Source organism: Cohnella sp. SGD-V74, from assembly GCF_003001675.1.
Classification (GTDB): domain Bacteria; phylum Bacillota; class Bacilli; order Paenibacillales; family Paenibacillaceae; genus Cohnella.
Window position 1 is genome coordinate 79,897 of record NZ_PVYW01000029.1, and the last position, 16,559, is coordinate 96,455.

A 16,559-nucleotide genomic window follows, 5' to 3' on the forward strand; every position below is an offset into this window, starting at 1 on the left:
GCATGCACACCGTCAAACTGTACGGCAGGTTTCTTATCGTCTACATGAGGTCTCAGCTGGAATATCGGTTTTCCTTTTTCGGCGACGTCTTCGTGAATATGTTGACCTTCGTTTCGCTGTATTTGGGCTTCTGGGTGCTGTTCCAGACGTTCCCAAGCATGGACGGGTGGGGCTTCTGGGAAGTGCTGTTTCTCAACAATTTGAACCTGATGACGTATGCGACTTGTTCGATGTTCCTATGGGGACCGATGATTCAGTTGGAAAATACGGTGCGAACGGGCGAATTCGATAATTTCCTCGTGAGACCGTACCCGCCGCTGCTGATTCTGGTATTCCGCCAATTCGGACATACGTTTATCGGACATCTGATCGTATCGTCGTGTGTGCTCGCGCTTTGCACGTATCAGCTCTCCATCCAGTGGACGGTCGGCAACGCGTTGTTCCTGCTCTTCTGTCTGATCGGCGGCATCCTGATTCAAGGAGCGATTATGATCGCGGCTGCGTCCAGCGCTTTCTGGGTCATCCGTTCGAAGGCGGTTCTGGAGATGTCGATCTATACCGTAAGAAGCTTCATCAACTATCCGATCAGCATCTATGTCCAATCGATCCAACTGCTGCTCACGTTCCTGATCCCTTACGCGATCGTGAATTATTATCCCGCTTCCCTCTTCTTCGGGAAGGAAGAGCGAAGCGCCCTGTTTTACTTCTTTCCGGTGATTTCGGTTGCCGTGGGGGCGCTGCTGTTCTTGTTGGCCTGTAAAATATTCAGCCGCGGCGTCGCTCGCTACGACAGCTCGGGTTCTTGAAAAAAGCAAAGAGCCGCGTCGCGACGCGGCTCTGAACATGTATGAAGTGGCGGCCCCGGCCAGAATCGAACTGACATCTACCCTTTAGGAGAGGGTTGCTCTATCCGTTGAGCTACGGAGCCACAGCAATGAACATTATAACATAAATCCTTTTACTCGCCAAAACAGATTTTCCTAGGGCGTGTATGCAACCTCCGAGGACAGCAGATGTTGCCGAATTTTCGTTCCATGCAAGGAACTTTTGTGAAGGCGTACCGGAGGTACGTCAAGCAAAAGTGACGAAGCAGGGGGCGAAAAGGCGGTGATAGATGCCCCTGAGCGGGTTTGCATACACGCCCTGGTCAGACTGCAGCAAGAAGGACTGCCCCATGTCGGGACAGCCCTTCCAGCCTGCCTACTTAGAATTGGTTACAATTAGCCCTTGCGCGGTCAGCGCGCGGAGCACGATAACGGCAGCCTCCGCCCGCGTGGCGGTCGCTTCGGGACGCAGCTTGCCTCCGCTGCCGCCCTGCAGCAATCCGTTCTGCACCGCATAGGCGATTTGCAGCAGCGCCCATCCCGATACGCGATCGGCGTCCGCCATTCCGTCGAGCACGGCCTGTGCATTCAGCTTGATGTCCGGATCGACGCGAAGCGCGCGGAACAGCATAACCGCCATCTCCTCTCGAGTTACCGGATCGCCCGGACGGAACCGTCCGCCCGCTCCTTGCACGATGCCGGCCTCAGCCGCCCGGGAGACGAACGGCGCGTACCAGGCGTTCGACGCCACATCGCCGAACTCCGGCGCTTCACCGGCCGTGGCATCCGCGCCGAGCAGCGGCATCAGCAGCTTCACGAACTCGGCGCGGGTGATGCGGCCGTTCGGACGGAAGGAGCCGTCCGGGTCGCCGCTGACAATGCCGCGCGCAGCCAGCGCTTCGACATCGGCGCGGCTCCAGTGATTCGCCAGATCGCCGAACCTTATCTCGGCAAGCAGCACCGCATATGTGCCGGGCTCCTTGGTCTCGGCCGTCACGGTTCGATCCGCTCCGTCGACAATGCCGCCGACGTAGATCCACTTGGTGCGGTCTGCTTCATCTTGACGGTATATGCCGAGTTTGCGGATGTCCGCCCCGCGGAGCATAGCCTCATCGTACGCGATCGTCAGCTTGCCCGCGGCGGTCAATCGGCCGCCTTCCGGTTCAAGCCTCCATTCATACGCCTTCGACAGCAGCCGCAGGTGACCGGAAGCCGGCGTTGGCGCATCGTCGTGCCGTGTGGCCGCGACTTGTTTCGCTGCTTCCGCCGCTCCGGCAGGCAGCCACAGCTTGAAGGACCCGTCAAAAAACTTCAGTTCCCCGGCAACCGTTCCAATGTCCGCGCGCTCTGTATCGGCGCTGCCCGGATGACCGGAATTGCCTGGGTTACCGGAATTTCCGGGATTGCCTGCGCCTCCCGGATTGCCCGATCCGCTTCCGGCTTTCGTCGTCGCGTTCAGCGTCTGCGGCGGGGATGCGTTGCCCGCGTTGTCGACGGTCCAGATCGCGATCTCGTAATCCGTGGACGACGCCAAGCCGTTGATCGTGTGGCGACCCGCTCCTTTCGGAACGGATACCGGAGCGGAAGCTGTCGTGTCACCTTGTTTCGTCCACCGGATCATGATGGTGGCCAGATCGTTGTCGTTCGGGTCCGTCCATGCGATGCCGACGCTGCTCGCAGCCGGAGTCGCCGCAACGGCGATGACCGGTCCCGGAGGCACGAAATCGCGTGACGCCGGCTGTACTCCTGCCGTACCGAACGTGATTGTCGCCGCGCCGAATCGATCATGGGTATCGTAGGAGCGCACCTCGACCTCATAACTCGTATTGGCCTCGAGCCCTTCCAGCAACGCGAACGTCCTCACTTCCCGCAGCTCGACAAGCTTATGCGCTTCGCTCGAGCCCGACTTCCGATAGGCGACGACAAGGCGGCTCAGTTCCGTATCGTCAGGCAGTTTCCAGGTGAGAAGCGCGGAGCCGCTGTCGGCTTCAGCCTGCACATCAAGCACCCCTGCCGGTCCCGTCCCCTCATCCGTCACTTCGAACGTTTCCTCGTACGGTTCGACGAGCGGCACGCCTGCGTAACTCGTCAGCCCGCCATCGACATAAATCCGATAGGCGCCGTTCGCCAGCGGTGCATCCGGCGTGAAGCGAACGCGCTTGGAGTCGCCGTCGGTCACCGTTCCCGCGACCGCCCACGTGCCTGTCACGTCGCCCTCGTCATCAATAACAGCCAACAGTTGACCGGATACCGCATCGCCGTCTACGTGACGGTCGAACAGAATATCGACCGAAGCGCCGCCGGGAGCCGCCTCGACCCTGACCGGCTTAGCCGGCAGCGTCGACACCATCGGGATGTTGACGTCGAAGTGAGGCGGCAGTACGATCAGTTCCTCGCTCTCCGCCGGGAGATACCCTTCCTTCTCATACCTCACCTTCCACTTGCCTTCCGGCACATCCCACGCATAGCGGCCGTCCGCATCCGTATACAGCGGATTGTCCTGTCCATACCAATCCGAATTCCATACGTCCCAGCGCCCGGCTTCCTCGTTCCAACGAAGCGCCGTCGCCTTAACGCCTTCAATTCGATTGTCCTCAGACACTTCGTACACATAGCCGCTCGGATCGTAAATCCATTCCGGATCGGCGATCTTCCGCTTCGGCTTTGGCTCCGGCTTCTTGCAATATGGGTTGTTGTGGAGGTCGACTTCCAGATTGTCGATCATCCCTTGCATTTGGGCATCCAGTAACTTGCCCGTCATATTGCTTACAAGGAACAACGCGACGGTGCCGATGCCGAACGTGGCCGGGCCTGCGACCGCCCCGGCAACCAGGATTGCCGCCTTGGTCAGCTCCACTGCGATCAGATGATTTTTCAGGAAATTGATATGATGGTGATACACATCCTGAAGACGCGGGTCGCAATTAAGCGCGACGTAGTCCATCAGCCCTTCCAAGCGGGAGAGCACATCCCCGCTGCCGCGGCCGTCATAGACGGTCCAAGCGGAGTCGATCGTCTTCCACGTATTCGTCCCCTGCTCTTTGCCGAAGAAGACGACGACACGCGTTGCGATTGCGCCGATCCCGCTGCTCAGCGCGCGAACCTCCGCTCCTTTGTCTACGGTGCCGGACGACTTCAGCGCTGAGGCCGTCTGCGCGTCGGCTCCGGCCGCCAGCAACGCCATCGCCTCGCCGACGTTTAATCCGCCTTGAAGCGCCGACTCTTGCAAGTAGCCGGTCATTTCGATGCGCAGCACCCCGTTGTTGAAGGAAGGACTCAGGTTTAGGCCGTACACCGGAACTCCAGTCTCTTCAGCCAGCGCCAAGTCGGCTGCCGTCGGCGTGTAAGTCGTGCGCTCCAGCGAAGCCGTTACCTTCATGTCGACATCGCCTTCGGCGCCGGGCAGCTTGCCTTCGTAGGTCATCGACTGCCGGCTTCCGTCCGGGCTTCGCTGCGACACGGTCAAATTGCTCGTTGTCGCATCGCGGAAGGCAGGCGGCAGCGCGGCGCGGATTTCGGCAGACGGAGGTACCCGGCCGTTCCATTCCGTCGGCGCCTCCTGCGCACGGTAGTCAATGCCGATCGGACCCGGCTTCGCCGTCCCGCTCGCCACGGCCGTATGCACGCCGTCTTTCAGCGAAGCCTCGACGCGAGTGTCGCCCAGATAGAACGCGACATCACGGACCCGGTCCGGATGATTAAACTTAACCGTCATCACGAACGGCAAAGTCGGCACGAACACATAAGGGAAGCGCGGCTCGCTCTCCCGGGGGTCCAGCACGATTTTACGGCCGTCGGTTTGCTGCATCGTGAAGGAGATCGGTTCAACGTGATTCTCGTCGTAGTCCACCGTTCGCGGCTCGCTGCTCCAGGACTTGGCTCCGAGGGAAGCGACGGCGCGCAATTGCCAACGGTTGGCGGTCTCTCCGTTCATCGCCGCCTTGATCCCCCATCGGCCGGCCGATGTCGTCTCTGCCGCTCCGACTACCAGATCCCCGGCGTATACGACGACGCGGCTTCCGGCCGGCGCCGTTCCCGTCACCCGGAATTCGCGATAGGCGGTGCGTTCCGGCGCAACCAGAGTTACCTGCGCAACGGCGGCGCGGGCGAATCCGATCTCTTCCTCGACCTGCGCGCCTCTCCGAGTGAACGCTATGCGAGGCGACACGTCCAGATGGTCTCCCGACCATTCGCTCGGCAACAGCAGCGAGTACTGAATCGTTCCCGTACCCTGAGCGGGCACGTTTCCTAAGTTAAGAATATACTTGCCGTTCGTCTCCGTCGGCGATACGGGCTGCCCGTTCCACACGGCGCTGCCGGGTACGAGTGTTGCCCCGGCGGGCACATCCAGCAGAACGGACGCTGATCCGGCTTGCTCGGAGCTGCCGTTGCGATAGCCGATGCGAACCGTAACGGTTGTGCCGGGCACGGCGTTGGAAGTGCCGAGCAGCACATAGTTGCCGGCATGCCGGGCGAACGTGCCCATCGGCTCGGGACTCAGTTCGCCCAGATCGATCTCGTCGTTATCGTCCAGCTCGAAGGTGCGAATCACCGTTGCGCCGGATCTCGCGTATTGAGCCCTAAGCTCGTAAAGCCCTTTTCCCGGCAGGTCGATCGAGAATCGGCTGTCGGACACCGTCGCAGACGCCGCGTATTGCCGCCTTCCGGAGTTATCCAGCTTGTAGACGGTCAATGATGCCGGCGTCTCGGTCAAGCTGCCGTCGACGTTGCTTCGCAGCCGCTGAAGTCTCAGCTCCGCTTCGACTCGCCGGTCGTCATCGATGACGACCTCCACGCAGCCCGAATCGTATCCGCCTTCTGCACCGTTCGCGCAGACGTTCACCTTATCGCCTACAGCAGCATAGACAAGCAGCGGATGATAGCCTCCCGCTCTATGACCCGTCGTATGAATATGGAAATGGACAAATTCCCGCCAATCCAGCTCATAAGGCCCGATCCAGACGCCGCTAACGTCTTCCGTGTACAAATTCAGTTTAATGACCGCCGGCACCGGCGTGCTGAACCGGAAGTTATGCCTCAGCGTCTGTCCGCTCTCCGCTCTTAATTTCACCCAGCCTCCGCTGAAGCCGCCTTCGATCAGCACCTGCAGCTGAACGTCCCCTGCCGGTACCGACAGCGAATATTCGCCGTTCTCGTCGGTGACGGTCTGGAAGTTGCTCCCGCGGGAGGAGACCTGCACAGTCGCGCCGCGAACCGGCTTCCCTTCCGGATCGACGATCGTTCCCGCGATCGCGGCGTCGGTGCGCAGCGGAATCCGGATCGACTCGTTCTGGCTGCCTCCCTTAAGCTCCAAGGTCAGCTCGACCGGAGCGTACACCGGATCGGACGGGGTAGCGACGATCTTCGCCTGCCTGCCGGTCATCTGCCGGAAGGGCGCGAATGTCAGCCATCCGTTCTGCAGCGTCGTCCCAGCCGCTATCGTGCGCCCCGACTCGTCGGAGACGACCACATGGACCCCGCCGAACGAACCGCGCTCGTTGGAGATAGCAAGCGTCAAGCTGGCTGGCAGCATCGGCTCGACCCGAACGTTTCTCCGATCGCCCGCTCGCACGTCTAGAGAAGGCGGCCGCTCCGGGTTTTCGCTGAGCAAATCGACCCCGCCCGCGCCGATCAACACAAACGTATAGTCGTTCGCAGGAGGCAATCCCCTGAACTCGATCGTTGATCTGCCGCCCAACACAACCGATTGGTTCGCATGGGCGGAAGCGCTTCGTATCGTCAGCACTCCATCTTCGGGAGCGGCATTGCCCGCCACCTCCACGAGCGCAGTCGCTCCGACCGGGATTGGCTTCCGCAGCGCCTCCTTCTCAAGCACGCTTCCATCCGACGTCTCCAGCGTGCCTTTCAGCGACAACAACTCTGCGGCCAGTTCCGGCACTTCCAATTCGCCGGTGTAGACGCCGGGAGCCGTATTGTCTTCTGTCAGATTAACGCGCTTGGTTCTCTGGACTCCATCGCTATCCGTATACTCGAGCTGCGCCGTTGCCGATCCAGGATCGACACCCGGCTCTCCCGTCAATCGCAGGGCAATCTTTTCCTGCTGTCCGGCGTATTCCCGGAAATACAGCGGCGTCGTGTACGAGAACGAACCGAGGCCGCCAGCAATCGTTATCGTCTTCTCCACCGAGAAGGGCGAGGCTGTGCCGCCGAAGAGACGATGGACGGCATACGTATAAGTCATGCCGGGCTGCGCCGTACGATCCGTATACGCGCGAGTTGCCGCGCTGATATTGTCGGCCAACGTCTCCCACTGGCCGCTGCCTTGCTTGCGCACGACGCGGAAGGCATCGATGTCGCTGCCCGGCGCCGGATCGCCCCATTCGAGCCCAATCTCTGTGCCCTGCGCGGTCAGCACCAGATCCGCCAATACCGCCTCCGAAAGCGAGATTCGCTGCAAGTACAGTCCGGATTCGATGCGTTCGCTGCCGCGAACCATGTTCATCATCGCGGATCTGAAGGCAGCGCGCGTGGCGTCGCCGCTTAGCAGACCGAGATCCGAACCGGCCGTGATCGGCAAAGCCGGATCGTAGGGAACGCTGACTTGCGAGGCTTGCTGCGTCATCCGGTCCCATAGGAACAAATTGCTGATGCTGTCCGTATCCCCAGGCACGATGTGCTTGCCGGAAGAACCGAATAGCACGTAACGCCCGTCATCGCTCAGACCGTAAGGAGCCATGGAGTCAAGCGTCATCGGACTGCCCGCAGGAATTTCGATCAGCGGCACGGGCGCGGTGCCGGCCGGCGCTTCCGAATCGAATAAGAGAGTTCGGTTGGTCAGGGTTGTGTTGATTCGAACCGTCGCATTGAACACGATGTGGCGGCCGCTTGCATCCATATAAGGCGAGCCTGCTGACACGTAGCTGCCCTGAATCAGACCGCTGACCCATACGAGCCGAGGCTCCTCCGGATTCCGTCCGTCATACCAATACACATCGGAGCTGCCGTTCTTATCGCCGTCGGCCAGATCGGTGAAGGTTTCGAACGTCATCACCTTGCCGTCCGCGCTGAGATCCGTTCCACTGCCGGCGATGCGCGGCGATTGGCCGTCCGGCATGTACAACGGCGCCATCGCCCGGCTTCGGGTATCGTACGTTGCCGCATAATAGCCCGTGCCGGAAGGAGGCGATTGGACGATATTGCGGGCGTTCGTGCTGAACACGATCGTGCTGCCGTCCGCGCTGATAACCGGGTCCGAACTGTCGCCGTCCTGGCCTTCGCTTCGGACCGGAACGGTCAGCCTGGTCAAAGAGGTATCGCCGGGCTCATCGTAAACGCCGTTATCGTTCACGTCCCGATCCAGCAGGAATACGTCCCATTTGCCATTCGTATCCGGCGTGTTCGCCAGCAAATTGGAGGCTCGCGAACCGAATGCGATGTAACGTCCGTCTCCGCTGATCGTGCCGAAGCTCGAATTGGAGTTGCCCAGCTTGCCGTCGTCGCTGCGGCTGACGAGCATGACGGCCCCTCGCTCCGCGTCATACATGTACAATTGGGTAGTCGAGCTGTACGCATCGTATTGCTGGCGGTCATCCTCCGGGACGAGTCCAATCATGTTGGTCAAAAATAGCGTATACCGTCCGTCGTCGCTGACGTCGACGATACTGGGACTGTGTCCAGGCGCAGGTTGACCCGTTTCTCGTTGCACGTCGATCCTTACGATCGCCGGACCGTTCGGCAGCCTGCTTTGCGTCCAAGCGCCTTCGCCGCGATTGCCGTCACCATCGACGATTACGACCGAAAACTCGTAAAACGAGCCGTTCTCCAAATTCGTCACCGGCGCCGAAACGACGCTGCGCGGGTACAGGGGCGACTCATAGACGGCTCCGCCCGGCTTGCGCCAGCGCACTTTCGCGCCGACGATATCGGAGTCCGGCGGATACGTCCAGGATACGAGCGCCCCTCCAAGCTCCGGCGCCGCGGTTACGTCCGCAGCGGACGGGGGCGTCGTCTCCCGGGCGGCCAGCGTCGTCGCCGTCGACTCTGCCGTCCACTCCGACCAGACGTAGCCGGGCGTCCCCGCCGCCACGCGATAGCGGTGCGCCGTTCCCGGAGCCAACCCGTCCGCGGCGAACGAAGTAGAAGCCGTAATGCCCGCTACCCGGCCATCGATCGATATTTTGTACCAGGCCGCTCCCGGCACAGCCGGCCAGCTCAGCGCAATATAAGTTCCGCCTGGCGCGACGGTCACGGATGCGCCTCCCGGCCATTCCGGAGCAGCGGCATCCATCGGCAGCGCCACGGCATACAAATCTCGAACGGCGTCTGCCTCGGCCGTCTCCGTCATATTCGTCGCGCTCGTCTCGAACACGACGGCAGCTCCATCCGCGCTCAACACTGCACGATCCGCCGGCTGATCGGCATTGCCGCCGCCTGCCGTCTTGCTCACCCACCTTGTCGCACCGGCAATCCGGTCACGCACGTAAACGTCCGCCCTGCCGCCGTCGGCCGGATCGAAGGCGCCGTCGGTATGAAACGCTACGTAACGGCCGTCCGCGCTGATCGAAGGATCGAAGGCGTCCATCGGGACCTGCTGCCCTTGGCCGTTCAGGCTGGCCAGCTCCGTTGTGCCATTCACGCGATCGTAGACGTACACGTCCTGAACCTGCTGCGTATCCGCCGGAACGATATTGCTCGCCTTGGACAGATAAGCGACATAACGGCCGTCCGCGCTGATAATCGGATAATAGCTGTAATGATTGCCGCGCTCTCCGGTCGGCGACCGGCTGATCATCTTCATCTCATCCAGCGCGGCGTCGTACAAATAGACTGCCCGGTCGTTGCTGCCGATCGTCGTTCTCGTATCGTCGGGCACGATTTTCGTGCCGATCGAATCGAAGGCAATGAAGCGGCCGTCCGCGCTGATCGACACCCTCGAACGGAACGTCTCGTAGATGTAGGTCTGTTGCGCCACGCGCTTCACCGTGTCGGTCCGCCGATCCAGACGCCAGATGTCATGCGTTCCGCTAGAGGCGGGCTTGCCCGCATAAGCGACATAGCGACCATCGGCGCTGATCCCGTAGGAGCTGCCCGCTCCGGCGAATTCCGAGCCTGAGACGAAGGATGCAATCCGCTGTACGGAATCTGTAACCGCATCGTAGAGGAATAGATCCTCATGGTTATTCGTATCCCCGCTAACCAGATTCGTCGCCTTCGATGTGAACAACACATACGCCCCGTCGAAGCTGACATAGGGCGCATAGCTGTCGCCGTTCGATTGAACGCCGCCCGCTCCGAAGCTGATCCGCTTCGTCGTGCCGAATTGCCGATCGTGAAGGAACACATCCTGCCTGCCATTCGTGTCCCCGTCCACGAGATTCGAGCCGGCCGACGCGAACGCGACATAGCGACCGTCGCCGCTCACCGACGCGGACTTGCTGTCGCCTGTCCCAGGCGCCCCTCCGACAGCGGCGCTGATCTTGACCGGCAGGCCATATACGGCATCCGTGACCGAGAAGTTCCCTTCATCGCCGTATACGACATTGTCGATCGAAGCGCCTTCTTCACCTTGCAGTTCTCCGCTCAGCTGCCCGATCCATTCAGCGAACGAAGCCATAGGGTCACCTGACGGCCGCTCCTGCGCAACGGCCAGTTGTTCGAAGCTGCTCATCAGCAGCGACGCCGTAAGCAGCAGAGTAAACCCGTATTTCCGCGTGCTCCGCCAACGCCTCTTGAAGCCCGACATCCATCCGCTTGTCATCGATCCGCTCCCTGCTTTCCGATATGTATGCAACACTGGTCCCATTCCTCCCTTTATCCGACTCGAGCCGCCATACGTCCCGCCCCGTCTCCCGATGCTGTCATCCGCACAATGACGGTCGATCCGGCACAATGAATCGCCCTCGCGGACCTGTTGGACTCATGCGAGGGGTACTCCTTTCAGCGTAAGGATCCCCTGTAATCCCGTCTAGTGAGCGGTTGTCATCGGTTTTGTCATGGCAGTCACTTTTTTTCGCCGCGAGTCATAGGACCTCCACAAGAAAAAAACGGCCCCTTCACTGAGGGACCGGACCTGGACAGACTTTTTACAACGCCGAATTATTGATCTGCTTCACATAAGGACTCACGCCAGTAACGGTAACGTTGTTGAACACATTGCCGGCCAACGTGAGAGAATCGTTCTGGTTAAGCCAGTAGCCGTTCACGTTCGTATTCTCCAGGTAGCTGCCGGAGACGATCGCTTTGTTGCCATTGTTGGCCTTGCCGATGACGGCGTCTTGGAATTGGCTGTCCGTCACGACCGTATTGCCCTCCAGAACCGTTCCCAGACGATGGAAGCGGCAGCCCTGAACCGTAATCTTGCGAGGAAAGGCGGCCATGTTGGAGCCGAACTGAATGTCCGTGGCGCCGAGCAGCGTGCTCTTGGCCCGCAAAAATTGGCTTCCCGAGACATGCGTACCCTCGAAACGCGCCGAACCTTCGATCAGCGTCAACCCTTCGATCGTATTCGGGCGTCCGGCATAGTTCTGGGGAACGAGCACGGACACGTCATAGTTTTTCACCGTAATGTTGCGCATGACCGCGCCCGTCGCCAGCACGCTGAATTTCGGAGTCAGAGCATTGTCCGGCCGCCAGTCCCGCTCCACCGTCACATTGGAGATATAGCACCGTCCGTAATTGTACCGGCTGATATTAAATCCGGATTCTCCCGCATCCGTAATGGTCACCGGTGTTCCGCCCTTCGTCTCCGCAACCTGGAAGCTCGTAGAGGTAATATTGACCGTGTAGTACAGCTTGTCCACGCTAATCCCGGCGGGAACTCTGCCTGCCCACTGCTCGAAGCAGATTTGCGCGCCGTTGCCCATTCCATGGGGAGACGCGTAAGTGAAAGTCCCTGTCGAGACATTAACCGCAGGCGTTCCGAAATACCCGTATACGCTGGAGCCGTAGAAGCTGCCGTCCTTGATCTGGATGTTCTGCACGACAGCGCCTCGCACATCGAGCAGCTTCAGGTTGCCTTTGTAGAACACCCCGCCATTGACGAAGTGGTCCCCCTGCACCCATAGCTCGCACTCGATAAACGTATTGTTGAGATACTGGATAAACCGGTAGTTCGGATACGAGCAGACGCCTCCGACATTGTAGCCTTCGAACGTGTTGTTTTCCAGTGTGATATAATAGCCGTCGCAGTTGACGAAGTGGCCTTTGTAATTGTTGTAGATATGGTTGTTGGAAATGTAAATGCGATGGTTAAGCTCCAGGCCGATCGGCTGATCGGGCGTTCTGAACGGAATGTTGCTCTCCCCGACCATCGATTCCACGTCGATGCCGAACATCGGGGCTGTGCCGTTGCGGAAGTCGCTCGTTACGCCGTCCTCGTCCAGTCCGATATGGTGAATCTCGTTGTTGTAGACGTAGACGTCGTTCGAGCCGCACAGCGAGATGCCCTGCCTCCGGCAATGATGGATATCGCAGTTGCGGATGGTAATGTGCTGTCCCATCTCTTCCTGCGTGTAGTCGTTCGGATCGGGATGATGCTGCTGGACGCCGACCATGATGCCATCCCCGGCGCACGCGTAAATTTCGACATCGTCGATCAAAATATGATTGGCCCCATACAGTCCGATTCCGTGTCCGCCTTCGTGGGTATAGTACATGTTGTCCACCTTCATGCCCAGGGCGGCAATGTCCGGGTCGGTCAGCCCCAGTCCGGTAATATTGATGGCGAAGATCATTTTGTTGTTCGCGCTCATGTCCGGGTTCAGGAACCAGCCTCGACCGGTCGGAGCGCCGGGAGCGAATTGTCCATTGTTCCTGTAATCGACGAAATTGGCGCTGGATACCGAATCCTTGTACTGGTAAAAATAATAGCCCGATACCGCCAATCCGTTCGTATTCCACAGCCTGAAGGTCGATAGCAGGCCGGGATGCTCGTAACGGTCCAGCACCTCGCTGCGAATCCAGTTCGGATCGCTGTTGAGAGATCCGTCCGGGTTTACGCCGCCTCTCTCGAACCCGACGTAAATTTCATAGACATGCGTCTCCTTGTCTCCTACGATCGTCCCTCCGGTAATTTTGCAGTCATGAACCCCTTTCAGCTGGAAAACGTTATAGTTCGGCGACGAATTGCCCTCCATTTCGACAACGCAATCTTGCGCCATTTCGAAGTGCAGACCGCTAGGGACGATAATCGCGGAAAATGTAGCCGGGTCCAGCCTCACCATGTAATGCCCGCCGGGCAAGAGCACATGATTGTACCCTTCCGCCATCGCCCAAGAGATTGCGTCGTTGATTCCCGCGGTCGTCTCCGCCGCGTGCGTTCCGTCATTGTAAATTCCGAACTCCGTCAGATCGATCCGATACGATGCGCTTCTCTCCTGTGTCAATGCAAACCACCCCCATAGATGTCGAGCTTTCGATTTCGGCTCGCAGGACATGCTATGAGAGCTAATCTTCTCCCGTTCCAAAATTCCATGAACGGCTTGAAGGGACATAGAAAGAAGCCCCGCCGGCTCGGCAGGGCTTCCTGTCTTCTCTATCTCTCTAGTTTAGAACTCTTCTTCAAAGCCGCCGAACATGCCGCCCATTTCCGCTTCAACTTCTTCCATGGTCATGATTTCTTCGGCTTTCGGTTCGCCGGTCTCGAACTTCGGCTCTTCGTTGATGCCGGTCGTGTGGGAGACAAGCTTGATGCCCACGCTGCCCGTCAACTCTTCCGATTCGATAGCGGCGCTGATCTTGGCGTCCGTATAGACCGGATATTCTTTCTTATCCAGAGCGAAGTTAACGGTCAGATCCAGCTTCTTGAGCTCTTGCTTCATTTCCGCGAGAGCTTCGGATACTTCGCCGCTCTTCACGTCGGCCAGAGCCGTCTTCGCTTCATCGAGATCTTCTTGCTTCAGCTGCAGCATATCGCGATATTCCGCGTTCGTCGACAGAAGCTCGATGATTTCCGGAGCGATCTTCTCGATGACGGTATTGATGAAGCCTTCGAGCTGGGATTGATCCAGGTGGAATTGAATGACTTGCTTGGCGTCGACGTCGGCAGGCAGACCTGCGTCCTTCGCTTTGACCGACTTCAAGTAAGTGTCTTCTTCCACGTGCTTGAACACGATCTCGAGCAGATCGTTCGAGAGCTTCTGGGATTTCGCCACGTCAACGTTAGGCAACGGTTGACCGGACTCTTCCGCAAGCTGCTCCAGATCGAGCTCGACGAACTTGTTTTGTACGCTTTCCGGAATCGGCAGCATCGGAATGTTCGGAATTTTAACCCAAACCTTCTTCTGCGTCATGATGACCGGAACGTTAAAGGTAATAGCCAGGTCGCCCTTCAATGCCAATTGGAGGTTGAGCTCCATCAGCATCGGATCGGCGCGGTAAGCGCCCGTCCAGGACAGCTCGGCGCTCTTCAGCAGGTTCAAGACGGCTGCCGCTTCAGCCGCGCTTTCCCCATCCGAAGGGAAGTTGAAATCTTCGATGACCATGCTGCCTTTGAAATTATACGATTTAATATCCGCTGATTTCGACATCGACGACTGGATAGCGTCTTTCGGCGACTTGTCTTTGGTGCAACCGCTGAGTACCAGGGCAACCGTTAACAGCATCGCAACAATGGCGAAACCTAACTTACGCTTGAACAAAATGCAAAAACCCCTTCCAAGTAATCTAAAATCTGAAAATCAAAACAAAGTTCATTGTAACTGATTTCCCAGCAGGGTGAAAGACCTTTAACCCTAAATTTTTGTTAAATTCCTGAAAGATCCGTAAAGCCTGTTAATGAATGTCTTTCTTCTTGAACCGTCCGCCCTTCACGTCGTGGATGTTGCCGACCGCCAGGAACGCCGCAGGATCCATCTCTCCCACGATCGTCTTCAGCTTCGCTTCTTCCAGACGGTTAATGACGCAGAAGATCACCTTCTTCGAGTCTCCCGTGTATCCGCCTTCCCCGTGCAGGTACGTCACGCCGCGCCCAAGACGCGCCGTGATCGCGTCCCCGATCTCCTTGTGCTGATCGCTGATAATCCAGCAGGATTTCGACTCGTCGAAGCCTTCTATCGTAAGATCGATTACCTTGAACGCGATATAGTATGCAATCATCGAGAACATCGCCCGGTCCCAGCTATAGACGAACCCCGCGCTGCTCAGAATGAAGAAGTTGATGAACATAACCACTTGCCCTACGGAAAAAGGAGATTTGCGGTTGAGCAGAATGGCGACGATCTCCGTCCCGTCCAACGATCCGCCCGCCCGGATCACGATGCCGGTCCCCGCGCCCAAGAAAATTCCTCCGAATACGGCGGCTAACAAAATATCGTCGGTGAAAGGTTTGTAGGGATGGAGCAGATAAGTGGATACGGACAGTACCGCTACGCCGAGGAGCGTGGATAACGCAAAGGTCTTGCCTATCGTTCGGTAACCGAGAATGAGAAAGGGTAGGTTGAGGATGAAGAGGAAGACTCCGATCGGAAGTGCGCTTAGGTAGGAGGACATAATCGAGATGCCCGTGATGCCGCCGTCTATGATCGAGTTGTTGACGAGGAAGATTTCCAAAGCTACAGCTACGAGAATCGCTCCAACTATAATCAAGACGGTGCGACGAAAGATTTCCAGTGGGGCTTGCTTATGGTGCTGTATCGGTTTCGCCGCATTCACAGAGGTTGGCGCATCCAGAGATGTTGCTGCATCGGACATGAGACTAGTTCCTCCTTCGAGCTTCATGAATCTATTATACCAATCCCTATACTAGGGGTAAACCTAACACAGTCACGGAAACAAGCGATGCGGCCTCAAGTCGTCGCTCATGGAAAAAAATCCCGGCACAGGGCCGGGATTAGATCGATTGCGAACGGTGATTAACCTTCCGCGTTATTATGTCGGGTGTGATTGCGGTTCTTCACTTTTTTCGAGCCGGATAGCGGCTTGTTGGGCTGGTGGTCCACGACGGAGTGACGGGGGCCGTGCTCTTCGTCGGGTTGAGGCACGGATTGCGACTTTGGTTTGCTCATGGCGCTATCGTCTCCTCTTCTCGTTATAGATGTTCCAGGTCCGTTGTCTTATCGTGATTGAGCGCATCCTGATGCCTTCGGTCGTTTTTCTTCTGCTGATTCTGCTGAGCCTGGTGCGAATTGACCGGATTGTTCTCCAGATCCTTCACGACGTTGCGCAGATTTTTGTCCGCCATTTTCCTCGCCCCTTCTACGTATGGGTAAAATGATGCAACGCTTGCGCGGTCTCGTGCAAGTGCCGACGGTAGTCGCCGATCAGCTCCTGAATTTGCTCGGGACTCTCGTCGACCGTCTGGCCGTCCTTCTCCACGTCCTTCAGCTGAATGTCGATTTCCCTGCTGTCGACGTATTGAACGGCGAAATCGAATTCCATCATCTGCCGTCCCGCCGTCTTAATATGCACATGAAAAGCGCGCGGATCGGCTCCGTCCGCATATACGTCGGCCGTGTCGCCGGGCGCAAGCCGTTCGGGCAGCGTTCTCTTCCACGCTTCCACCAGATCGTCTTGCGGTACGGCGAGTTCATCGTTGCTTGGCATCTTAAGCACCTCCACTTCCATTAGCTTGGCCTCTTGGCGCTATCTTATTCGAAGCTTCGGGCGGAAAATGAGCTATGCTCGTGTGACGGGCTTATTCGGGGCATCCACGGAACGACGGGTGTGATATGCTCGTGCGGCGCACTAGCGTTGCATAAAACTTCACGCGAAAATAACTACAATTAGCTATATATGTAATAATATAAGTGTTTTTCATGGCGATTATATAAAAAATCC

The 16,559-nt window shown here is 58.2% G+C and carries 8 protein-coding genes and 1 tRNA gene; 1 reads left to right on the top strand and 8 read right to left on the bottom strand.

Annotated elements, in window-relative coordinates:
- Positions 1 to 2 precede the first annotated feature (2 nt).
- Positions 3 to 806, top strand: coding sequence for an ABC transporter permease (locus B0G52_RS32055; RefSeq protein WP_094050510.1), 804 nt, complete (start codon positions 3 to 5; stop codon positions 804 to 806).
- Between the two features lie 47 nt (positions 807 to 853).
- Here the strand turns inward: B0G52_RS32055 and B0G52_RS32060 are convergent.
- The 8 genes from B0G52_RS32060 to B0G52_RS32090 all read right to left on the bottom strand — a co-directional run bounded on the left by B0G52_RS32060 (position 854) and on the right by B0G52_RS32090 (position 16,325).
- A tRNA-Arg gene (locus tag B0G52_RS32060) sits at positions 854 to 928 on the bottom strand.
- A 272-nt stretch (positions 929 to 1,200) separates the two neighbouring features.
- The gene (locus tag B0G52_RS32065; protein ID WP_158223972.1) at positions 1,201 to 10,542 is read right to left on the bottom strand and encodes an S-layer homology domain-containing protein; all 9,342 of its coding nucleotides are present in this window, start codon (positions 10,540 to 10,542) and stop codon (positions 1,201 to 1,203) included.
- A gap of 325 nt (positions 10,543 to 10,867) precedes the next feature.
- Positions 10,868 to 13,168 carry a right-handed parallel beta-helix repeat-containing protein gene (locus B0G52_RS32070; protein ID WP_158223973.1) on the bottom strand — a complete coding sequence of 767 codons (2,301 nt, stop codon included), beginning with the start codon at positions 13,166 to 13,168 and terminating at the stop codon, positions 10,868 to 10,870.
- A 162-nt stretch (positions 13,169 to 13,330) separates the two neighbouring features.
- Positions 13,331 to 14,422: a hypothetical protein gene (locus B0G52_RS32075; RefSeq protein ID WP_094050513.1), complete on the bottom strand. Its 1,092-nt coding sequence runs from the start codon at positions 14,420 to 14,422 to the stop codon at positions 13,331 to 13,333.
- A 133-nt stretch (positions 14,423 to 14,555) separates the two neighbouring features.
- Positions 14,556 to 15,473 (bottom strand): YitT family protein, encoded by a 918-nt coding sequence (locus B0G52_RS32080; RefSeq protein ID WP_094050514.1) that lies wholly within the window; start codon positions 15,471 to 15,473, stop codon positions 14,556 to 14,558.
- A gap of 161 nt (positions 15,474 to 15,634) precedes the next feature.
- The gene (locus tag B0G52_RS32085; protein WP_094050515.1) at positions 15,635 to 15,787 is read right to left on the bottom strand and encodes a small acid-soluble spore protein P; all 153 of its coding nucleotides are present in this window, start codon (positions 15,785 to 15,787) and stop codon (positions 15,635 to 15,637) included.
- Positions 15,788 to 15,810: 23 nt separating this feature from the next.
- Positions 15,811 to 15,963 (bottom strand): hypothetical protein, encoded by a 153-nt coding sequence (locus B0G52_RS36025; protein ID WP_198960771.1) that lies wholly within the window; start codon positions 15,961 to 15,963, stop codon positions 15,811 to 15,813.
- 14 nt (positions 15,964 to 15,977) lie between these two features.
- On the bottom strand, positions 15,978 to 16,325 hold the full coding sequence (locus B0G52_RS32090) for a baseplate J/gp47 family protein (protein ID WP_094050522.1): 348 nt from the start codon (positions 16,323 to 16,325) through the stop codon (positions 15,978 to 15,980).
- Between the last annotated feature and the right edge of the window lie 234 nt (positions 16,326 to 16,559).

Excerpts from the sequence above, each read along its gene's own strand:
- B0G52_RS32055 (WP_094050510.1), top strand. The coding sequence starts at position 3 with ATGCACACCGTCAAACTGTACGGCAGGTTTCTTATCGTCTACATGAGG.
- B0G52_RS32065 (WP_158223972.1), bottom strand. The coding sequence starts at position 10,542 with ATGACAAGCGGATGGATGTCGGGCTTCAAGAGGCGTTGGCGGAGCACG.
- B0G52_RS32080 (WP_094050514.1), bottom strand. The coding sequence starts at position 15,473 with ATGTCCGATGCAGCAACATCTCTGGATGCGCCAACCTCTGTGAATGCG.
- B0G52_RS32085 (WP_094050515.1), bottom strand. The coding sequence starts at position 15,787 with ATGAGCAAACCAAAGTCGCAATCCGTGCCTCAACCCGACGAAGAGCAC.
- B0G52_RS36025 (WP_198960771.1), bottom strand. The coding sequence starts at position 15,963 with ATGGCGGACAAAAATCTGCGCAACGTCGTGAAGGATCTGGAGAACAAT.
- B0G52_RS32090 (WP_094050522.1), bottom strand. The coding sequence starts at position 16,325 with ATGCCAAGCAACGATGAACTCGCCGTACCGCAAGACGATCTGGTGGAA.